At 70.4% G+C, this 19,846-nt stretch carries 18 protein-coding genes and 1 tRNA gene; 13 read left to right on the top strand and 6 right to left on the bottom strand.

Annotation, left to right across the window (positions count from 1 at the left end; genetic code table 11):
• The first annotated feature begins 60 nt into the window (after positions 1-60).
• Positions 61-831, top strand: coding sequence for a chitosanase (locus BMY74_RS30870; protein WP_425434871.1), 771 nt, complete (start codon positions 61-63; stop codon positions 829-831).
• Positions 832-894: 63 nt separating this feature from the next.
• Here the strand turns inward: BMY74_RS30870 and BMY74_RS30865 are convergent, their stop codons facing one another.
• Positions 895-3,825 (bottom strand): glycine--tRNA ligase, encoded by a 2,931-nt coding sequence (locus BMY74_RS30865; protein ID WP_089922042.1) that lies wholly within the window; start codon positions 3,823-3,825, stop codon positions 895-897.
• A gap of 152 nt (positions 3,826-3,977) precedes the next feature.
• Here BMY74_RS30865 and BMY74_RS30860 point away from each other — a divergent pair, with 152 nt between their 5' ends.
• The 4 genes from BMY74_RS30860 to BMY74_RS30845 all read left to right on the top strand — a co-directional run bounded on the left by BMY74_RS30860 (position 3,978) and on the right by BMY74_RS30845 (position 8,579).
• Positions 3,978-5,939: an LCP family protein gene (locus tag BMY74_RS30860; RefSeq protein ID WP_245786452.1), complete on the top strand. Its 1,962-nt coding sequence runs from the start codon at positions 3,978-3,980 to the stop codon at positions 5,937-5,939.
• A gap of 116 nt (positions 5,940-6,055) precedes the next feature.
• Positions 6,056-6,541, top strand: coding sequence for a helix-turn-helix domain-containing protein (locus tag BMY74_RS30855; protein ID WP_245786451.1), 486 nt, complete (start codon positions 6,056-6,058; stop codon positions 6,539-6,541).
• 90 nt (positions 6,542-6,631) lie between these two features.
• The gene (locus BMY74_RS30850) at positions 6,632-7,879 is read left to right on the top strand and encodes a MurT ligase domain-containing protein (protein ID WP_245786450.1); all 1,248 of its coding nucleotides are present in this window, start codon (positions 6,632-6,634) and stop codon (positions 7,877-7,879) included.
• Positions 7,872-8,579, top strand: coding sequence for a type 1 glutamine amidotransferase (locus BMY74_RS30845; RefSeq protein WP_089922038.1), 708 nt, complete (start codon positions 7,872-7,874; stop codon positions 8,577-8,579). The genes BMY74_RS30850 and BMY74_RS30845 overlap by 8 nt, the downstream gene beginning before the upstream one ends.
• Here BMY74_RS30845 and BMY74_RS30840 read toward each other — a convergent pair.
• Positions 8,545-9,138, bottom strand: a complete 594-nt coding sequence (locus BMY74_RS30840) for a TetR/AcrR family transcriptional regulator (protein ID WP_089921996.1) — start codon at positions 9,136-9,138, stop codon at positions 8,545-8,547. The two genes, BMY74_RS30845 and BMY74_RS30840, sit on opposite strands and share 35 nt — an antisense overlap.
• A gap of 97 nt (positions 9,139-9,235) precedes the next feature.
• On the opposite strand from BMY74_RS30840, the gene BMY74_RS30835 reads away from it, so the two are divergent.
• The gene (locus BMY74_RS30835; RefSeq protein WP_089921995.1) at positions 9,236-10,708 is read left to right on the top strand and encodes a flavin-containing monooxygenase; all 1,473 of its coding nucleotides are present in this window, start codon (positions 9,236-9,238) and stop codon (positions 10,706-10,708) included.
• On the opposite strand, the gene BMY74_RS30830 is transcribed toward BMY74_RS30835, so the two are convergent.
• Positions 10,692-11,726 carry a zinc-dependent alcohol dehydrogenase family protein gene (locus BMY74_RS30830; protein ID WP_089921994.1) on the bottom strand — a complete coding sequence of 345 codons (1,035 nt, stop codon included), beginning with the start codon at positions 11,724-11,726 and terminating at the stop codon, positions 10,692-10,694. The two genes, BMY74_RS30835 and BMY74_RS30830, sit on opposite strands and share 17 nt — an antisense overlap.
• 109 nt (positions 11,727-11,835) lie before the next feature.
• On the opposite strand from BMY74_RS30830, the gene BMY74_RS30825 reads away from it, so the two are divergent.
• The 3 genes from BMY74_RS30825 (at position 11,836) to BMY74_RS30815 (ending at position 14,481) form a co-directional block, all read left to right on the top strand.
• On the top strand, positions 11,836-12,972 hold the full coding sequence (locus BMY74_RS30825; protein WP_089921993.1) for a carboxylesterase family protein: 1,137 nt from the start codon (positions 11,836-11,838) through the stop codon (positions 12,970-12,972).
• Positions 12,969-13,721, top strand: coding sequence for a class I SAM-dependent methyltransferase (locus tag BMY74_RS30820; protein ID WP_089921992.1), 753 nt, complete (start codon positions 12,969-12,971; stop codon positions 13,719-13,721). The genes BMY74_RS30825 and BMY74_RS30820 overlap by 4 nt, the downstream gene beginning before the upstream one ends.
• Before the next feature lie 145 nt (positions 13,722-13,866).
• On the top strand, positions 13,867-14,481 hold the full coding sequence (locus BMY74_RS30815) for a TetR/AcrR family transcriptional regulator (RefSeq protein WP_245786449.1): 615 nt from the start codon (positions 13,867-13,869) through the stop codon (positions 14,479-14,481).
• Here BMY74_RS30815 and BMY74_RS30810 read toward each other — a convergent pair.
• Positions 14,478-14,699 carry a DUF3618 domain-containing protein gene (locus BMY74_RS30810; RefSeq protein ID WP_030469566.1) on the bottom strand — a complete coding sequence of 74 codons (222 nt, stop codon included), beginning with the start codon at positions 14,697-14,699 and terminating at the stop codon, positions 14,478-14,480. The genes BMY74_RS30815 and BMY74_RS30810 overlap by 4 nt on opposite strands.
• A 109-nt stretch (positions 14,700-14,808) precedes the next feature.
• Here BMY74_RS30810 and BMY74_RS30805 point away from each other — a divergent pair.
• Positions 14,809-14,882 (top strand) — tRNA-Leu (locus BMY74_RS30805).
• A 13-nt stretch (positions 14,883-14,895) separates the two neighbouring features.
• Here the strand turns inward: BMY74_RS30805 and BMY74_RS30800 are convergent.
• Positions 14,896-15,963 (bottom strand): ATP-binding protein, encoded by a 1,068-nt coding sequence (locus BMY74_RS30800; protein WP_089921991.1) that lies wholly within the window; start codon positions 15,961-15,963, stop codon positions 14,896-14,898.
• A 222-nt stretch (positions 15,964-16,185) separates the two neighbouring features.
• On the opposite strand from BMY74_RS30800, the gene BMY74_RS30795 reads away from it, so the two are divergent.
• Positions 16,186-16,800, top strand: a complete 615-nt coding sequence (locus BMY74_RS30795) for a DedA family protein (RefSeq protein ID WP_245786448.1) — start codon at positions 16,186-16,188, stop codon at positions 16,798-16,800.
• Between the two features lie 7 nt (positions 16,801-16,807).
• On the opposite strand, the gene BMY74_RS30790 is transcribed toward BMY74_RS30795, so the two are convergent.
• Entirely contained in the window at positions 16,808-17,854 is a 1,047-nt protein-coding gene (locus BMY74_RS30790) for an FAD-dependent oxidoreductase (RefSeq protein ID WP_245786447.1), read from the bottom strand.
• Positions 17,855-17,948: 94 nt separating this feature from the next.
• Between BMY74_RS30790 and BMY74_RS30785 the strand changes: the two genes are divergently transcribed.
• Both BMY74_RS30785 and BMY74_RS30780 read left to right on the top strand, forming a co-directional pair.
• Positions 17,949-18,698 (top strand): hypothetical protein, encoded by a 750-nt coding sequence (locus BMY74_RS30785; RefSeq protein WP_245786446.1) that lies wholly within the window; start codon positions 17,949-17,951, stop codon positions 18,696-18,698.
• Positions 18,699-18,705: 7 nt separating this feature from the next.
• A complete protein-coding gene (locus BMY74_RS30780; RefSeq protein WP_089921987.1) occupies positions 18,706-19,734 on the top strand; it encodes an LLM class flavin-dependent oxidoreductase in 1,029 nt (342 codons plus the stop codon).
• Positions 19,735-19,846: the final 112 nt, after the last annotated feature.

Below are 19,846 nucleotides of genomic sequence, written 5' to 3'. Positions count from 1 at the left end.
CGCCGCCCGGGACCCCACCATCCCTGCCCCGGAGGGACAGTCGTGAAAACCACTGGTCGCATCGCGGCCGCACTGCTCACGTGCGCCGCGCTCTTCACCACCACCATCGGCACCGCGTCCGCCGCCGACCTGGACGAACCGCGCCTCAAGGACATCGCGATGCAGATCGTGTCCAGCGCGGAGAACTCCTCCACGGACTGGAAGGCGCAGTTCGGCTACATCGAGGACATCGACGACGGCCGCGGCTACACCGCGGGCATCATCGGTTTCTGCAGCGGCACCGGCGACATGCTCGACCTCGTCGAGCTCTACAAGAACCGCAAACCCGGCAACGTGCTGGAGAAGTACCTCCCCGCGCTGCGCAAGGTGAACGGCAGCGACTCCCACACGGGCCTCGACCCGAACTTCACCAAGGACTGGAAGACCGCCGCCAAGGACTCCGCCTTCAAGGCGGCCCAGGAGTCCGAACGCGACCGCGTCTACTTCAACCCCGCTGTGGCGCAAGGCAAAGCGGACGGCGTGCGAGCCCTCGGCCAGTTCGCCTACTACGACGCGATCGTCGTGCACGGCGACGGCGGCGACAAGACGAGCTTCAGCAACATCCGCAAGCGCGCCCTCGGCAAGGCGAAGCCCCCGTCGCAGGGCGGCAACGAGACCACGTGGCTCAACGCCTTCATGGACGCACGGGTGTGGGCGATGAAGCAGGAGGCGGCCCACGAGGACGTCTCCCGCATCGAGACCGCCCAGCGCGTGTGGCTCAAGGCGGGCAACTTCGACCTGAAGACGCCGCTGAAGTGGAAGGTGTACGGCGACAGCTTCAGCATCAACTAGACCCTGGTGCCACAGCACAAGAGGGGCGCTCCGCGTGGAGCGCCCCTCTTGTGCACGTCGGTCCTACAGCTGGGTCCAGTCCAGCACCGGCGCCGCGAAGTCGCGGATCGACGCCAGCAACCCGAGCCGGGCCGCCTTCACCTCCTCGTCCTCGGCCATCACGAGCACCTCGTCGAAGAACGTGTTGATCGGCCCGGTGAGCCCCTCGGCGGCGGCGAAGAACGCCGCCAGACCGGTGACGTCGCGCGGCACGCCGTCGAACGCCTCGTGCAGCGCCACTTCCGCCGGCTCGGACAGCACCGAGGCGTCGTACGAGGCCTCGACCGCACCCGGCACGATGCGCCGCACGCGCTGCAACGCGGCCGCCAGGGCGTCGAAGGACTCGTTGCCCGCCAACGACTCCAGCTGTGCGAGCGTCTCGTCCGCGAGCACGGGCGAATCGGCCAGCGGCAGCACGGCCTGCACGAACCGGTGCTCGTGCCCGGCGTCGAGCAACGCCTGCTCGTACCGCCGGACGGCGAACTCGCGTGCCGTCTCCAGGGCCTCCGCGGAGACCTCGAGGCCTTCTGCCGCGAGGGACAGCGCCACCGGCAGCGTGATCTCCCGCAGGTCCGGGAAGGCCCGCAGCACCGTCACCGCGCCCAGAGCGGCCCGGCGCAGACCGAACGGGTCCGACGAGCCGGTCGGCTGCGCGCCGATCCCGAACAGGCCGGCCAGCAGGTCGAACCGGTCCGCGAGCGACAGCAGCGCACCCGGCACCGACGACGGCAGCGCGTCACCGGCCGACCGGGGCAGCTCCATCTCCCACAGCGCCAGCGCGACCTCGGGCGTCTCCCCCGCCCGTGCCGCGTACTCCCTCGCCATCACGCCGGCGAGCGACGACAGCTCGATCACCATCTGCGAGCCGAGGTCGAACTTGGCCAGCGCACCGGCCCGGTCCAGGGTCTCGCGGTCCACCTCGACCACCGAGGCGAACCGGCCGGCCAGCGCGGCGATCCGGGCGGCGCGGTCGGCCATCGAGCCGAGCTTGTCCGCGAACGTCAGCTTCGCGAGGCCGGCCTTCATCTCCTCCAGCGGCGTCTTGAGGTCCGCCCGCCAGAAGAACGCCGCGTCCTCGTACCGCGCCCGCAGCACGGCCTCGTTGCCCGCCCGCACCAGGTCGGCGTCCACGGACCCGTTCGCCACGGCCACGAAGTGCGGCAGCAGCGCGCCGTCGGCGGTGCGCACCGGCAGGTAGCGCTGGTGCTTGCGCATCACGGTCGTCAGGATCTGCGCGGGCAGCTCCAGGTACCGCTCCTCGAACGAGCCGAGGATCGGCGTCGGCCACTCGACGAGGTTCGTGACCTCGTCCAGCAGGCCGTCGACCTCGACCACGCCACCGACGGACGCGGCCAGTTCCTGCGCGGCGGCGACGATCGTGGCCGCGCGGGCGGTGCCGTCGACCTGGATGCCGTGCCCCGCCAGGAAGTCCAGGTACCCGTCCGCCGTGGACACCTCGACGACCGGCTCGTCCGCGGTCCGGTGCACGCGGGTCGACGTGCCCGAGGCGAGCGACGACACCGCGACCGGCACCGGGGTCTGCCCGAGCAGCGCGAGCAGCCAGCGGATCGGCCGCGTGAACGACAGCTTCGGGTCGTTCCACTTCATGTTCTTCTCGGCGCGCAGCTCCGCGACGACCTCGCCCAGCAGTCCGCTCAGCACCTCGACGGCACCGCGGCCCGCCTCGGTCTTCGTCGACGCCACGAACTCGACGTCGTTCTCGACCACGCGTCCCAGCGAGGAGACCTCGACGCCCTGGCCGCGCGCGAAGCCCTGCACGGCCTTCGTCGGGTTGCCGTCGGCGTCGAAGGCGGCGGAGACGCGCGGGCCGCGCACGGTGCGTTCGGCGTCCGGCTCCCGCGGGGAGACGGCGGGCACCAGCACCACGATCCGGCGCGGGGTGCCGTGCACGGTCACCTCGCCGGACGTCAGCCTCGTGGCCTCCAGCTTCGCCGTCACGGCCGACCGCACCGCGTCGACGGTCCGCAGCACCTCGTGCGGCGGCAGTTCCTCGGTGCCGATCTCGAACAGCAGCGTCGCGGGCGCGACGACGTCCTCGAAGGACGACGGCTTCTCGACGACGGCCGGGAGTTCGGCGACCCCGAGCGGGTGCCCGAGCTCGGACCGGCGCTCGGCCCACAGCGCGGCCACCTCGCGGGCCAGTCCGCGCATCCGGCCGAACGCACGGGCGCGCTCGGTCGTCGAGATCGAGCCGCGCGCGTCCAGCACGTTGAAGATGTGCGAGCACTTCAGCACGAAGCTGTGCGCGGGAACGGGAAGGCGGGCGTCGAGCATGCGGCGGGCCTCGGTCGCGAACTCCTCGAAGAGGCGCTTGTTCGCCTCCACGTCCGCGTCGTCGAGGTAGTACCGCGACATCTCGTACTCGGCCTGGCCGAACGCCTCGCCGTAGGAGATGCCGGGCGCGTAGGCGATCTTCTTGAAGTGGTCGACGCCCTGCAGCGCCATCATGATCCGCTCGATGCCGTAGGTGATCTCCACCGACACCGGGTCGAGCGTCATGCCACCGGCCTGCTGGAAGTACGTGAACTGGGTGATCTCGAGGCCGTCCAGCCAGACCTCCCAGCCGAGGCCCCAGGCACCCAGCGCGGGCGAGGCCCAGTTGTCCTCGACGAACCGGACGTCGTGCGCGCGCACGTCGATGCCCAGCGCCTCCAGCGAACCGAGGTAGAGCTCCTGCGGGTCGCCCGGGTCGGGCTTGAGGATCACCTGGAACTGGGTGTGGGTCTGCAGCCGGTTCGGGTTCTCGCCGTAACGGGCGTCGTCGGGCCGCACGGACGGCTCCACGTACGCGACGCGCCACGGCTCGGGACCCAGCACCCTCAGCACGGTCGCGGGGTTCAGCGTTCCCGCCCCGACCTCGGTGTTGAACGGCTGCACCACGATGCAACCTCGGTCGGTCCAGTACTTGGTCAGCGCGAGCAGCGCGTCCTGCATCGTCAACACGGCGACGAGTCTACGAAACAGACAAAACCGCTGGTCAAGGGGCCTGAATCGGGTGGCCTCCGCCACTGTGTCACGCTTTGCACAACCGAGTGGACCTCCCGCACGTCTACTTGGAGTACCCGAATGCGCTGAGAGGAGTGGGTGTGGACAACCGGCCGCCGCGGCCGGGAGACCCGAACGGGAATCCCAGGCGACCCTCTGCCACCCCGCGTCCGCAGGCGGGCCGGCCCCGCCGCCCGCAGGTGCCGCCGCGCGGCTCCGACCAGCCCCGCAGGGAGCCGGGCAAGGCCGAACCGCCGAGGCGGGAACCCCCGAAGCGCTCCGAACCCCCGCGCGGCGGGTCGGCGGGCCGCAACGAGCCACCACGTCGTAGCGAGCCCCCACGGCGCGGTGAACCAGCCGGTCGCTCCGAGCCCCCGCGCCGCAGCGAGTCGGTCGGCCGCAGCGAGTCCGCGCGCCGTTCCGAACCGCCCCACCGCGAACCCCCGCGCCGCGTGCCGGGCCGCGAGTCGTCCTCCGCACCGCGCCCGCGTCCGGTCGCCGACCGCCCCACGGTCCGCACGACCCCGGCCAAGGCGAAGGCCGAAGCCCCCGCGCCCCGCCCGCGGCCCAGGCCCGCCGCCGCCCGCCGCCCGAGCAGGGCCGACCGCGGCGCCCCCACCGGCGCCAAGATCTTCATCACCATGCTGTCGGCGACGATCCTGCTGGTCACCGGCATCGCCTGGCAGAACCTGACGGCGTTGACCGACGGCCTGACCAAGCAGGACCTGGACCTGGCCGACGCGGGCGAGAGGCCCGCCGACGGCGCGATCGACATCCTGCTGGTCGGCATGGACAGCCGCACCGACTCCAAGGGCAACCCGCTGCCGCAGAACATCCTCAACGAACTGCAGGCGGGCGGCAGCGACGACGGCGGGTTCAACACCGACACGCTGATCCTGCTGCACATCCCGAACGACAGCGGCAAGGCCTTCGCCGTGTCGTTCCCGCGCGACTCCTACGTGAAGATCGCGGGCGGGTTCGGGCGACACAAGATCAACTCTGCCTACGGCTACGCCAAGGGTCAAGCCGCCGAGAAGCTGCAGGGCAGCGGCAAGACCGGCCCCGAGGTCGAGATGGAGTCGCGCAAGGCCGGTGCGAACAACCTCATCCAGACCGTCCAGGACCTGACCGGCGCCACGATCGACCACTACGCGGAGGTCAACCTCGTCGGCTTCTACGACATCACCAAGGCCATCGGCGGCATCGACGTCTGCCTCAACGCGAAGGTCCGCGACAGCTTCTCCGGCGCGAACTTCCCCGCGGGCCAGCAGACCATCGCGGGCAAGGACGCGCTCGCGTTCGTCCGCCAGCGCCACGGCCTGCCGATGGGCGACCTCGACCGCGTCGTGCGCCAGCAGGTGTTCATGGCGGGCCTGGCGAAGAAGGTGCTGTCCGCGGGCGTGCTCACCGACAGCACCAAGCGCGCCGACCTGATCAAGGCCCTGGGCAGCGCGATCGTGCTCGACGACGGCTGGGACATCACCAACTTCGCCCTGCAGATGAAGGACCTGACGGGCGGAAACCTGACGTTCCAGACGATCCCGACCGGCAACCCCGACCTGCAGACGCCGGAGGACGGCTCCGCGGTCGAGGTGGACGCCGCCGAGGTGAAGTCGTTCGTCAAGAACCTGGGCAAGGCCCCCGCGTCGTCGAACCCCGCCGACCCGAAGTTCGACAAGTCCACGGTGACCGTCGACGTCCGCAACGCCTCCGGTCAGCCGGGTCTCGCGGGCACGGTGCTCCAGTCGCTCGTCGCGAAGGGCTTCAAGGAGGGCCAGACCGGCAACGCCGAGGCCATGGCGAAGTCCGTCGTCCGCTACGGCAAGGGCGGCGAGGCGGGCGCCAACGCGGTCCAGGAGGCCCTCGGCGGCCTCAAGATCGAAGAGGACGTCAACGTGCCGGCCGGCGCCGCCCGCGTCTTCCTCGGCTCGGACTACGCGGGTCCCGGCGCCCAGGGTTTCGCCGGGTCCGGGATGCTCGCCCTGGACGGTGCGCGTCGGCAACCGGCTGACCCCGCGGCCCCTCCGCCCATCTCCGCAGACGGCGTGCGCTGCGTGAACTGATACTCAGAGTAGAGATGTATCCCCCATTCGGGGGGTTCTGCCGGCAAGTTGCGTAAGCGACGAAGCACCAGCGCCTTCCATCACCGTGAGACCCGCTCACGGGGTGGAGGACCAGAGTGCAGACTGCGAACGGCCAAATCGACACAGCGGCGTACCAGCGCGTGCTCGGTGATGAGATCCGCAGCCTTCGCAAGCAGCGCGGATGGACCCGCAAGGAGCTGAACAAGCGCCTGCAGACCGAGATCTCGCTGCAGACGTTGGCGACGTACGAGCTCGGCACGCGGCAGTGCTCCGTCGTGCGCCTCGTCGAGATCTGCCACGCCCTCGACGTCCCGGCGCACGAGGTCCTCGCCCGCGTGCACGAACGCTTCTTCGGCGACACCCCGGCCGGCCACCTGTCGCTCAGCCTCACCGCGGTCGCCGCCACCGACAACCCGCGGATCCTGCCGCTGCGGCGGTGGGCGGCCGGACGGCTGCACGCGCTTCCCCCAGGTGCCTCACCCGAGGTGCACCTCGACCTGCCCGCGCTCGAGAACATGGCACAGCTGTGCCAGCTCCCGACCGTCGAACTCATCCGGATCCTGCGCGGCCTGAGCAGGTGAGCTGAGCCGGTAGTTGTACCGAACCCCGTTCACACCAACGCAACGACCGTCCGGAAAGGGTGGAATCCCACCGCCGGTAGAGTCGCCTGCGTGAACGATTCCCCCGCCCGCCTCCCCCTGCGGACCGCAGCCGCCGTGAAGCTGGGCAACCTGAGCTCCACGTTGTCGCAGAAGATGGGCCTCGGCGCCGGCGGCATGATCGGCGGCCGGGTCGCGCTGAAGCTCGACCCGCAGGCGCTGAACCGCCTCACCCAGGGCCGCAGGGTCGCCGTCGTGACGGGCACCAACGGCAAGACCACCAGCACGATGATGCTGGCACGGGCCGTGGGCGCGCTGGGCGAGGTCGCCACGAACCACAGCGGCGCGAACATGCCCGACGGCCACGTGACGGCGCTCTCGAAGCAGCCGGACGCGCCCTACGCGGTGCTGGAGTGCGACGAGGCCTACTTCCCGGCCGTCGCGGGCGCCAGCAACCCGTCCGTCGCCGTGATCCTGAACCTGAGCCGCGACCAGCTCGACCGCGTCGGCGAGGTCCGCACCATCGAGCGCTCGCTGCGCGACGCGATCAACAAGCTGCAGAACTGCACGATCGTCGCCAACTGCGACGACGTGATGGTGACGAGCGCGGCTTGGAACGCCTCCAAGGTCGTCTGGGTCGCCACCGGCACCGGCTGGCACCACGACTCGGCGAGCTGCCCGCGCTGCGGCAGCCCGATCCAGTGGCAGGGCGAGCACTGGCACTGCACGGGCTGCGACCTCGCGCGCCCGCACCCGAACTGGATCACCGCCGACGAAGCGATGATCACGCCGGAGCACCAGAAGCTCGAGCTGCGCCTCACGCTGCCGGGCAAGTTCAACCAGGCCAACGCCGTCATGGCGTCCGCGGCCGCCCACGCGATGGGCGTCTCCGCGGACGAGGCCGTGCGCAGGCTGCGCGGCGTCTCGAACGTGAGTGGCCGCTACCGCACGATCCAACGCAACGGCCGCAGCGCGCGCCTGTTGCTCAGCAAGAACCCGGCGGGCTGGAGCGAGACCCTCACGGTCGTCAAGGAGGCCAACCACCCGGCCGTCCTGGTGATCAACGCCCAGGAGGCCGACGGCCGCGACCTGAGCTGGCTGTGGGACGTCCCCTTCGAGCGCCTGCAGGGCCGCACGGTCATCGCGTCCGGCGAGCGCGCCACCGACCTGGCCGTCCGCCTGACCTACGCCGAGGTCCAGCACACGATCGTGCCCGACCCGCTGAAGGCCATCGACCAGATGCCGCAGGGCGCGGTCGAGGTCATCGCCAACTACACCGCGTTCCGCGACTTGAATGCCAGGGCTGCCGCTGATGAGTGAGTCGACAATCCAGATCGCGCTCGTGCTGCCGGATCTCCTCGGCACGTACGGCGACTTCGGCAACGCCGTGGTCCTCGAGAAGCGCATGACGTGGCGCGGTATCAAGGCCGAGATCGTGCCGATCAACTACGGCCAGCCGGTGCCGGACTCCTGCGACATCTACGTCGTGGGCGGTGGTGAGGACACCGCGCAGACGCTGGCGGTGAAGCACCTGCGCGAGCACCCCGGCCTGCAGCGCGCCGTCACGAAGAACGCCGTCGTGCTCGGCGTCTGCGCCGGCATCCAGATCTTCGGCGAGAGCTTCACCCGCGCCGACAACGTGACGCACCCCGGCATGGGCCTGATCGACTCGACCTCGCACGCCGGCGGCAGCCGCGCGATCGGCGAGGTCATCGCCGAGCCCGCCGACGGCCTGTTCGCGGGCCCGCTGACCGGGTTCGAGAACCACCAGGGCCGCACGGTGCTGGGCCCGGCCGCGCGCCCGCTGGCGCACGTCAAGGTGGGCACGGGCAACGACGGCAGCGTCGAGGGCGCCGTTCAGGGCCGGATCGTGTGCACGTACCTGCACGGGCCGGTGCTGCCGCGCAACCCGGCGCTCGCGGACATGCTGATCGAGTGGGCGACGGGCACGAAGGTCGCGCCGATCGACCTGCCCGCCGTCACCGCTATGCGTGCGGAACGGGTGAAGGCAGCTTCATAGCGACGCCCGGCCAGATCACGTTCATGACGTAATCGGTTGCGAGCGCAGGTCCCACGGTGGGCCTGCGCTCCATCCACACCGCGAGCCGTTCGGTCGCCCCGACGACCATCTCCGCGAACGCCTCCGCCTCCAGCGGGTCGATCTCCGGCGTGAACGACGCCAGCACGGCCCCGATCATGTCCGTCTGCTGCTGGCGGATGCCCTCGACCTCCTCCTGCGCCGACGGCACGGCCACGGCCGCCTCCTGCCGCAGCAGCGCCCACGACCTGCGGTGCTCGTCGATGAACTCGAAGAACGCGAGCAGCCCGAGCCGGAGGAACTCCTCCGGGGTCGCCGCGCCCGCAATCGCCGCCGCCGTCTTCTCGCGCAGCTCTGTGCGCGCACGGTGGATGCAGCCGATGAGCAGGCCTTCCTTCGAGCCGAAGTACTCGTAGAGCATCGGCTTCGAGACGCCGACGCGTTCGGCGATCTCGTCCATCGACGTGGCCAGATACCCCTGCTCGGCGAAGATCTCCTCGGCGACGGTGAGCATCTGCGCCATGCGCTGGGCCTTGGGCATGCGGCGCCGCGGAGCAGTCACGAACGGAGTCTACCGCTCGTAACTTACTTCGAGTAACCTACTGCGAAGTAGCCACCGCGAGCGGAGGGACCTCCCCATGCACCGAGAGACGAAAGTCCTCGTCATCGGCACCGGATTCTCCGGCCTGGGCATGGCCGTCGAGTTGAAGCGCCGCGGCGAGCACGACTTCGTGGTTCTCGAGAAGGCCGCCGACCTCGGCGGCACGTGGCGGGACAACTCCTACCCGGGCTGCGCGTGTGACGTGCCGTCGCACATGTACTCGTTCTCGTTCGAGATGAACCCGAAGTGGTCGCGGATGTTCGCGCAGCAGGGCGAGATCTTCGACTACCTGCAGCGCGTGGCCGAGAAGTACCGGCTGCGGCCGCACATCCGGTTCAACACCAAGGTCTCCGGCGCGCGCTGGGACGACGAGGCCAAGCGCTGGAACGTCACGACCGAGCAGGGCGACACGTACACCGCGCAGGCCCTGGTGGCGGGCGTCGGCGCGTTGCACATCCCGAACATCCCCGAGCTGCCGGGCATCGAGAACTTCACCGGCAAGGCGTTCCACTCCGCGCAGTGGGACCACGACTACGACCTCACCGGCAAGCGCGTCGCCGTGATCGGCACGGGCGCGTCGGCGATCCAGTTCGTGCCGAAGATCGCGGGCCAGGTCGGGTCGATGAAGATCTTCCAGCGCACGCCGCCGTGGATCATGCCCAAGGCCGACCGGTCGATCAACGGCTGGGAGCAGAAGCTCTTCCGCGCCCTGCCGTTCACGCAGCGGGCCTACCGCAACTTCGTGTACTGGACGCGCGAGTCGTCCGCGCTGGGCTTCGCGGTGAACCCGAAGATCATGCAGTTCGCGCAGGGCATCGCGTTGCGGCACATGAAGAAGCAGGTGCCGGACCCCGCGCTGCGCCGCAAGCTCAAGCCCGACTACACCATGGGCTGCAAGCGCGTGCTGATCTCCAACGACTTCTACCCGGCGCTCGGCTACCCGAACGTCGACCTGGTGACCGACAAGGTCTCCGAGGTGCGCGAGAAGTCCATCGTGGACAGTGCGGGCGTCGAGCACGAGGTCGACGTCATCATCTACGGCACCGGGTTCCACGTCGTCGACTCGTTCGACTACCTGGACATCCAGGGCAAGGACGGTGTCGACCTCGCCAAGAAGTGGCGTCAGCAGGGGATCGAGACCTACTACGGCATCACGGTCTCGGGCTTCCCCAACCTGTTCTTCCTGCTGGGCCCCAACACCGGACTCGGGCACAACTCGGTCGTGTTCATGATCGAGTCCCAGATCCGGTACATCGCGCAGTGCCTCCGGCTCCTCGACCGGCACCGCGCAGCGGAGCTGGACGTGCGGTTGGAGGCCCAGCAGGAGTTCAACACCGAGATCCAGCAGAAGCTCACCAAGGGCGTCTGGACCCAGGGCGGCTGCAAGAGCTGGTACCTCGACGCGCAGGGCGTGAACCGCACCGTGTGGCCGGGCTTCACCTGGCGGTACTGGATGCGGACCAAGCGCGTGCGCGCCGAGGACTACGTTCTGACTACGGCTTCACGATGACCTTCAGGGCGGTCCGCTCGTCCATCGCCTGGTAGCCCTGGGCGACGTCGGCGAGCGAGACCGTCCTGTCGAACACGGGTCCGGGGTCGATGCGACCGGCGAGCACGTCGGCCAGCAGTTCCGGCAGGTACGCCCGCGCGGGCGCGACACCGCCGCCGATGGCGATGTTGCGGCCGAACAGCTTGCCCAGCGGCAGGCCCGGCATCTCGTGCGGCACGCCGACGTACCCGATCCTGCCGCCGTCGCGCACGATGCCCATCGCGGTCTCCCACGACTGCTCGGTGCCGACGCACTCCAGCACCGCCGACGCGCCGAGGCCGCCGGTCATCTCCTTGATGCGCTCGACCGCGGCCTCACCGCGTTCGGCGACCTGGTCCGTGGCGCCGAAGAGCTGCGCGATCTTCGCGCGGTCGTCGTGACGGCCCATCGCGATGATCCGCTCGGCACCGAGCCGCTTGGCCGCCAGCACGCCGCACAGGCCCACGGCGCCGTCACCGACCACGGCGACCGTCGCACCGGGACCGACGCCCGCGCCCACGGCGGCGTGGTGGCCGGTGCCCATGACGTCGCTCAGGCTCAGGAACGCGGGCAGCAGCTCGGCCGGCGCGTCCGCGGGGACCCGCACCAGCGTGCCGTCGGCCTGCGGCACGCGCACGGCCTCGCCCTGGCCGCCGTCACTGCCCTTGCTGCCCCAGAAACCACCGTTGCGGCACGACGTCTGCAGCCCGGCCGCGCAGTACGCGCACGTGCCGTCGCTCCAGACGAACGGCGCGATGACGCGGTCGCCGACCTGGACGCTTTTCACGTCCCCGCCGACCTCCTCGACGATGCCGAGGAACTCGTGCCCGATCCGCTGCCCCTCCTCGCGCTTGGCCACGCCCCGGTACGCCCACAGGTCGCTGCCGCAGATGCACGCGAGCTCGACCCGGACGACGACGTCCGTGGCCTCCTGGACGGCCGCGTCCGGCACCTCCTCGACGCGGATGTCCCGGGTGCCGTAGATCGTCGTAGCCCGCACGGGGCGCCTCCTCTGCCTCGGTGTTCGTCCTTCGCATCGTGCTCCTCGTCGGCGCTTCCCGCCGAATCGAGACGCTGTGGAGTTGGTTACGCGTGCCTAGGATCGGAGCGTGCTGATCAACGATGGTCTCGTCCGGGCGCGCGGTGTCCGTTACGCGACGGCTTCCCGTTTCGCGAAGCCCGAACCGCTCGCCTGGGACGGTGCGCGCCCCTCCGAGCGCGGCCCGGCCTGCCCGCAACCGCCGTCGGCGCTGGCCGCGCTGGTCGGCAACTCGGTCGAGGGGCTGTCGTTCGACGAGCGGTGCCAGGTGCTCTCGGTGACCGCTCCCGCCGACGCCTCCGGACTGCCGGTGATGGTCTGGTTCCACGGCGGCGCCTACGTGACCGGCAGCGGTGAGTCCACGAAGTACGAGGCCTCACTGCTGGCCTCGGAGGGCGTGGTCGTGGTCAGCGTCAGCTACCGCCTCGGCGTCTTCGGCTACCTGCGCGACAACCTGGGGCTGCTCGACCAGCTCACGGCGCTGCGGTGGGTGCGGGACAACATCACCGCGTTCGGCGGCGACCCGGCGAACGTGACGGCGTTCGGGCAGTCGGCGGGCGGCGACTCCGTCTACGCGCTGATGCTCGTCGACACCGAGAACCTCTTCCACCGCGCGATCCTGCAGAGCGCGCCGCTGGGCACGCGGAGCCCGGAGCGCGCGGAGATGACGGCCGCGCTGCGATCGTCCATTTCGGTCGACGAGTCCACGTCGGTCGAGGACGCGCTGGCGGCCCAGACCGCCGCCGTCACCGAGGTGGGGCCGAAGTTCCCGCCGTCGGGCGGCATGCCGTTCGCGCCGGTGCTGGACGACGTCGACCTCACCGCGGCGGCGTCCCGCGTGGAACTGCTCGTCGGGCACACGGCCGACGACGGCAGCCCGTACGTGCCGAGCCGCGAGCACTGGGAGGCCGTGACCGAACTGATCTTCGCGGGCGGTGCCCGCGAGCTGGCGCGGGACTGGGCGGCGGCCTGCGGCCAGGTCGCCACGTACACCTTCAGGTGGGCGCCCGCCGACGCGCCGCTGGGCTCGTGCCACTGCATGGAGCTGCCGTTCCTGTTCGACCCGGACGGCTGGCGCGGCGCCGGCATGCTCGCCGGGCAGGAGCCGGATCCCGTGCTGGCCGGGACGATGCGCTCGCTGTGGGCCGGGTTCGCGCGAAACGGGATGGACGCGCTGCCGTCCCGCTCGCTTGAATTCGGCGGATGAGCGACCGCGAGCACCTGCGCACGACGTTCGGCGGGGACGCCGCCCGCTACCACCGGGCGCGTCCCGGTTACCCCGCCGAGCTGTTCGCCCTGCTGTCCGGTCCCCGGATCCTGGAGATCGGGCCGGGCACCGGGCAGGCCACGCTGCCGCTGACGTCGCTCGGTGATGTGACGGCCGTGGAGCTGAGCCCTGATCTCGCCGCCGTCGCCCGCGCGCACGCGCCGGCCGCCGAGGTGGTCGTGGCGGACTTCGACGTCTGGCCGCTGCCCGCGGAGCCGTTCGACCTCGTGGTGTCCGCGACGGCGTTCCACTGGCTCGACCCGGCCACGCGGATGGCCCGCTGCGCGGCGGCGTTGCGGCCCGGCGGGGTGCTGGCGGTGATCTCGACGCACCACGTCGCGGGCGGGACCGGGCAGTTCTTCGTGGACGTCCAGGAGTGCTACGAGCGCTGGGACCCTTCCACACCACCGGGTCTGCGCCTCTCCCCCGCCGCGGGGATCCCGTTCGAGTTCGACGAGAGCGCGGATTTCGAGCCGCCGGAGTTCTTCCGGTTCGAGTGGGAGCAGGCCTACGACACCGAGCGGTACGCGGACCTGTTGCTCACGTACTCGAACCACATCGCGCTGCCGGACCGCGACTCGCTGATCGCGGACATCCGGCGGTTGATCGACACGCGGCACGGCGGAAGGGTCGTGAAGCGGTACATGACCCAGCTGGCCAGGGCACGAGTCGTTTCCCGGTCCAGCTGAGCGCATCGCGCAAAACCCGACCGACTACAACACGATGCAACATACGGGTGCTGCTCACCCTCAGAGGTGGGCAGGACGCCTAGGATGTTCGGCCAAAGGGGCGGGGAGACACGCGGCGTGCCGTGCCCGTGTACGAGGAGGTGGCATGGCCGTGTCGACAACGGCGTTCAACGAGGGCAGGACCCCGCAACGGGGCCGTCCTCGCGACGCCAGCAGGGACGACGCTTTACGCCAGGCAGCGCTCGAGGTGATGGCCGAGGTCGGGTACCGGGCCCTCACCATGGACGCGGTGGCGGCCCGCGCGCGAGCGGGCAAGGCGACGATCTACCGGCGGTGGGAGTCGAAGCTCGATCTCGTGATCGACACGTGCACCCAGCTCGCCACGCAGAACCTCGCGGCACCGGACACCGGTTCCCTCGCAGGAGACCTGCGGGAGTTCCTCTCGTCGTTCGCCGCGTTCCTCTCGGGACCGATCGGCAAGGCGGCCCAGGCGCTCGTGGGTGAACTCCCGCACGAGCCCGAGCTCGCGACGGCGTTCCGCGAGACGTTCCTGATCTCCCAGCGCGACGTGCTGCGCGGCATCCTGGACCGCGCCGCCGACCGGGGCGAGCTGCGGGCCGACGCCCCGCGCGGCATGGCCGTCGAGATCGCGGGCGCCGCCCTGATCTACCGGCTGATGCTGACCGGGGACCCGCTCGACGAGCCGTTCGTGGAGAAGGTCGTCGAGCAGGTGCTCCTGCCCCTGGTGCGGATCTCCTAGCGGAAGAGCTTGCGCACCAGCGCGAAGCCGACCACCGCGCCGACCGCGATCAGCGTGTACTTGACCTTGGGCTGGCTCAGCACGTCGAGCACGGACGACTTGCCCTGCTCGACGAGCTTCTGCGGGTTGGCCCGCTCGCTGAGCTCGTCCAGGGTGGCGGCCAGCGCGGTGCGAGCCTGCTCGATCTCGCGCTGGATGGTGTCGGGATCGCGAGCCACATGTCCTCCTAGCAGCGGTTCTACCGCCAACCGTAGTGGACGGTCCTCGGCGGGGCTTCGCGCGACCCGCGAGAGCGGGTCCACGGCAGGCGGATAGGCTTTCCCGCGAGGGGTCGTAGCCCAATTGGCAGAGGCACTGGGTTTAGGTCCCAGCCAGTGGGGGTTCGAGTCCCCCCGACCTCATTGATCAGCGGTTTCAGCGGTTCGCCGCGGTGCTCTGACCGCGGCGGGCCTGCTCCGCCAGCCGTTCCCGGCCGTAGAGCCTGATCGACTCCAGCTGCTCGAACCGGCCGGTGCCGGTGGACGTGAGCAACGACTTGGCCACGAGCGCGGACAGCAGCACCAGCACCCGGTCCGTCGGCAGGTCGCACGCCTGCACGGCGCCGTCGAGCCCGAAGTCCTCCGCTCCCTGCGAGATGCACCGGAACACGTGCTGCTCCTCGGCACTGAGGTGGTCGTAGCTCCAGCCGATCGCGGCGCGCAGGCTCTGGTGGCGTTCGGCGGCGGTGCGGTTGCCGCGGTTGAGCAGCTCCAGCCGGTCGTCGAGCCGGTTCAGCAGCTCGTCGACGGGCAGCACGGTCACGAGCCGTGCCGCGAGCTCGATGGCCAGCGGCAGGCGGTCGAGCTTGGCGCACAGGGCGGCGAGCGCGTCCCGTCCGCCGAGCCGCAGGCCCACCTGGTTCGCACTGGCCCGGTCGGCGAACAGCTCCACGGCGTTCGTGATCGACAGCGGCCGCACGGGGAACAGCACCTCGCCCGGCACCCGCAGCGGTTCCCTGCTGGTGGCGACGACCTTCAGGGCCGGGCAGCCGAGCAGCAGCGGTTCGAGCAACGCCGCGCAGTCCGCCGCGACGCGTTCGCAGTTGTCCAGCACCAGCAGCGGTTTCTCGTCGAGCGCGCGGACCAGGGTGCCGAGAACGGGTTCCTCGGCGGGCCGGCCGAGCGCCGCCGCGCACGCCTTCGCCACCTCCGACGTGCCGGCGAGGTCGACCCACGCCGCCCGGTCCCGCGCGAACTCCTTGGCCAGCCTGCTCTTCCCGACGCCGGCGGGCCCGACGAGGGTGAGCACGCGGGCGTCGCTTCGCGTGAGGTGCGCCAGTTCGGCGTCGCGGCCGATGAAGCTGTCCAGCGCCGGGCCCGGTTCGTTCACGCGCTGCCGGTAGGCCCGCTGGCGGCACGCGTTCGAGCAGTACCGCGCGCGCCTGCGCCGGGAGGCGGCGGTCGCGGTGCCGCAGGTCGAGCACGTCCCCACCTGGTCAGCCATCGAAATGATCGTAGTCAAACGAATCCCGTCCGGAAAAGCCTTTCCCGCGCGATGTGCACCAACGGACCGGAAGTCGTCCTTTGTAGACCCTCTATTGTGAATAATGTTCGGATCCGCCTGTCCACTAGTGGACTTCCCCGAGGACGGAGTGGGGTGAACCCCACCCCAAGTGTGCGGTTCACCCCAATGTCACCAGCCGATCCCGTCCGTAACGTGGAAGGCATGAACCTGGTCGACTGGGTCACCGACCTGATGCACGCGCTCGGCGCACCCGGAGCGGCACTGGCGATCGCGCTGGAGAACCTGTTCCCGCCCCTGCCCAGCGAGGTGTTCCTGCCGCTGGCCGGCTTCACGGCGGCCCAGGGCAAGATGTCGCTCTTCGACGCCATCGCCTGGACCACCTTAGGCTCCGTGGCCGGCGCGCTCCTGCTCTACTGGGTGGGCGCGTCGCTGGGCCGCGAACGGGTTCGCCGCATCGCCGCCCGGATGCCACTGGTCCGTGTGTCCGATGTGGACAGAACAGAGGCCTGGTTCCTGCGCAACGGTTACCGCGCGGTCTTCTTCGGCCGCATGATCCCGGTCTTCCGCAGCCTGGTCTCGATCCCGGCCGGCGTTGAACGCATGCGCCTGGCGCCGTTCCTCGCCTACACCGCCGCGGGCAGCCTGCTCTGGAACACGGCCCTGATCCTCGCGGGCTACCTGCTGGGCGACAACTGGCACCTGGTCGAGCAGTACGTGGGCCTCGGCTCGAAGGTGGTCCTGGGCCTCGCGGCCGTGGCCGTCGTCGTCTTCGTGGTCACCCGCGTCTCGAAACGCCGGGCCGACACCAACGCCTGAGCGCGACCTACCCGACGACCTTCGCGCCGTCCAGGTGCGCCGTCAGCTCCCGGACGGCGGCCCGCCCGGCCCGGTTGGCCCCGATGGTGCTGGCCGAAGGCCCGTACCCCACCAGGTGGATCCGCGGGTCCGACACCACCCGCGTGCCGTCGACCTGGATCCCACCCCCGGCCGCACGCAGGTGCAACGGCGCGAGGTGCTCGAGGTCGTGCCGGAACCCGGTCGCCCACAGGATCACGTCGGCGTCGAACCTCTCCCCGGAGGCCCACTGCACACCGGACGGCGTGATCCGTTCGAACATCGGCCACCGGTCCAGCACGCCGGACTCCAGCCCGGCGCGGGTCTCGGCGTTCAGGGCGAGCCCGGTGACGCTGACGACGCTGCGCGGGATCAGGCCCGCCCGCACGCGTTCGTCGACCATGCCGACCACCCAGCGGCCGTAGTCCTCGGTGAACGGGCCCTCCCGCCAGACCGGTTCGTGCCGGGTGACCCAGCGGGTCTCCGCTGCGAGAGGAGCGAGTTCCAGCAACTGCTGCGTGGCCGAGGCACCCCCGCCGACGACCACGACGCGCTTGCCGGCGAACGAGGCCGGGCCCTGGTAGTCGGCGGTGTGGAGCTGGCGGCCCCGGAACGTCTCCTGGCCGGGGTAGTGCGGCCAGAACGGGCGGCGCCAGGTGCCCGTCGCGTTGATCAGGCCGCGGGTGGTCCAGACGCCGTCACCGGTCTCGACCTTGAGCAGCGCACCGTCGTTGACGACCTGTGTGACGTTCACCGGCCGCACGACGGGCAGGTCGAAGAGCTGTTCGTAGCGGGCGAAGTAGGACGGGATCGCCTCGTTCGCGGGTTCGTCGGGTGCGGGCTGCTCGAACGGCATGCCCGGCAGTTCGTGGATGCCGTGCACGGTCCGCATGCGCAGGCTCGGCCAGCGGTGCAGCCACGCGCCACCGGGAGCGGGGTTCGCGTCCAGCACGACGTGGTCCACACCGCGCCGCCGCAGGAAGTAGGAGGCGGACAGGCCCGCCTGTCCGGCACCGATCACCACCACGTCCGTCACACCACGAACAACCAACCGGGACAACCGGTCCGTCTCACGTGTGAGCTACGAAACATCGGGCGAAAGGTCCGAGACCTCGCTAGCTTCCGGGGCCGTGCACCTACTTCTGACGATGGCGTTGCTCGCGGCACCGACGACCCCGGCCCCGGTCCCCGCACCGACGGCCTCCTACGCGGTCTACGACCGGATCACGCACCAGGTGACCGGCCGGGACGTGCACAAGAAGATCAGGTCCGCCTCCCTGGTGAAGATCCTGATCGCGATCGAACAGCTGGAGACGCGCGGCGACGACCCGCGCATCGAACCCATGCTGCGGGTCAGCGACGACAACGCGGCCAGTGAGCTGTGGGTGGAGAACGGCTGGGAGCAGCTCGTCGTGCGCACGGCCGAGCGGTTGAAGCTCAAGGACACGCTGCCGCCCGAGAACCGGGGCATGTGGGGCTACACGGCCGTGAGTGCGCATGACGTCGTGAAGATCTACAAGTACCTCCTGGAGGACGCCAGGCCACACGTGCGCCGCACGATCATGGGGCACCTGCAACGGGCCGAGAAGTGCGCGTCGGACGGGTTCGACCAGTCGTTCGGGCTGCCGTCGGTGACGTGGAACCCCGCGTTCAAGCAGGGCTGGTCCGGGTTCGGCGACCCGGCGAAGCCGTGCGTCGACCGGCCGCGGCCGCGCATCCAGTGGGAACTCGACACGAAGTCACCGGCCCTGCACACCTCCGGCACGTGCTGGTTCAGCGTCGTCGCGGTGCTGACCCTGCACCCCGAGGGCACCAGCTACGAGAAGGCGGCGAAACGAGTTACCCGGCTCACGGAAGAAGTGACGAAGTATCGGTGTTGATCGATGTATGAGCCGTCTGAGTGAGATCCCGCTGTCCGTACTCGACCTCGCGCCCATCACGGCGGGGTCCGACGCGACGACCGCCCTGCGGAACTCGCGGGAACTCGCTCAGCAGGCAGAACGCCTCGGCTACCACCGCTACTGGTTCGCCGAGCACCACAACATGCCCGGCATCGCCTCGTCGGCGCCCGCCGTGCTCATCGGGCACGTCGCGGACGCCACCGAGACGATCCGCGTCGGTTCGGGCGGCGTCATGCTGCCCAACCACGCCCCGCTCGTCGTCGCCGAGCAGTTCGGCATGCTGGAGGCGCTGCACCCCGGCCGCATCGACCTGGGCATCGGCCGCGCCCCCGGCACCGACCAGAAGACGGCGCGGGCGTTGCGGCGCACGGAGGCCGGTCTGTCCGCGGAGAACTTCCCGCAGGAGCTGACCGAGCTGATCAAGTACTTCGAGGGCACCGCCGAGCTCAACGCCGTGCCGGCCGCGGGCAACAAGCCGCCGATCTGGCTGCTGGGTTCGTCCGGCTACAGCGCGCAGGCCGCCGGACTGCTGGGCCTGCCGTTCGCGTTCGCCCACCACTTCAGCGCCCAGAACACGTTGCCGGCGCTGGAGCTGTACCGGCGGAACTTCCGGCCGTCCGAGACGCTCGACGCGCCGTACGCGATGGTGTGCGCCTCGGTCCTCATCGCCGACGACGACGAGCAGGCGCGGTACCTGGCGGGCCCGGGAGCGCTCTCCTTCGTGAAGCTGCGCCAGGGCCGGCCCGGTCCGCTGGCGACGCCGCAGGAGGCCGCGGACTACCCGTACACCGAGATCGACCAGCTGGTGGTGGAGGACCGCATGTCCACCCAGATCATCGGATCCCCCTCAACGGTCCGCGCCGGGCTGGACGAGTTGATGGAGTCGACGGCGGCCGACGAGCTCATGGTGACGACCATCGTCCACGGGCACGATGACCGTCTGCGTTCGTTCCAACTGCTCAGCGAAGTGGCCGAACGGACGCCGTCGCTGGGCCGTTCAGCCGCACATACGTGAGTCGCCCAGGCGTGAGCTTCACGTTTTGTACGACTGGCGTTGCTCTGAACGGGTGAAAACCGGCTCCGCTTGTAGCGCGTGGCACACAGTGGGCGATGATCGGAGTGAGCGC

The sequence above is a fragment of the Lentzea albida genome (genome assembly GCF_900111005.1).
Classification (GTDB): Bacteria; Actinomycetota; Actinomycetes; order Mycobacteriales; family Pseudonocardiaceae; genus Lentzea; species Lentzea albida.
The sequence above is the reverse complement of the archived record's forward strand: the minus strand, read 5'-3'. Positions and strand labels throughout refer to the sequence as shown.

Coding starts and splice junctions, on each gene's coding strand:
- BMY74_RS30865 (WP_089922042.1), bottom strand. CDS start 3,825: ATGCAGGACGCGCTGCTCGCGCTGACCAAGTACTGGACCGACCGAGGT.
- BMY74_RS30845 (WP_089922038.1), top strand. CDS start 7,872: ATGAGTGAGTCGACAATCCAGATCGCGCTCGTGCTGCCGGATCTCCTC.
- BMY74_RS30840 (WP_089921996.1), bottom strand. CDS start 9,138: ATGCCCAAGGCCCAGCGCATGGCGCAGATGCTCACCGTCGCCGAGGAG.
- BMY74_RS30835 (WP_089921995.1), top strand. CDS start 9,236: ATGCACCGAGAGACGAAAGTCCTCGTCATCGGCACCGGATTCTCCGGC.
- BMY74_RS30820 (WP_089921992.1), top strand. CDS start 12,969: ATGAGCGACCGCGAGCACCTGCGCACGACGTTCGGCGGGGACGCCGCC.
- BMY74_RS30815 (WP_245786449.1), top strand. CDS start 13,867: ATGGCCGTGTCGACAACGGCGTTCAACGAGGGCAGGACCCCGCAACGG.
- BMY74_RS30800 (WP_089921991.1), bottom strand. CDS start 15,963: ATGGCTGACCAGGTGGGGACGTGCTCGACCTGCGGCACCGCGACCGCC.
- BMY74_RS30795 (WP_245786448.1), top strand. CDS start 16,186: ATGAACCTGGTCGACTGGGTCACCGACCTGATGCACGCGCTCGGCGCA.
- BMY74_RS30780 (WP_089921987.1), top strand. CDS start 18,706: ATGAGCCGTCTGAGTGAGATCCCGCTGTCCGTACTCGACCTCGCGCCC.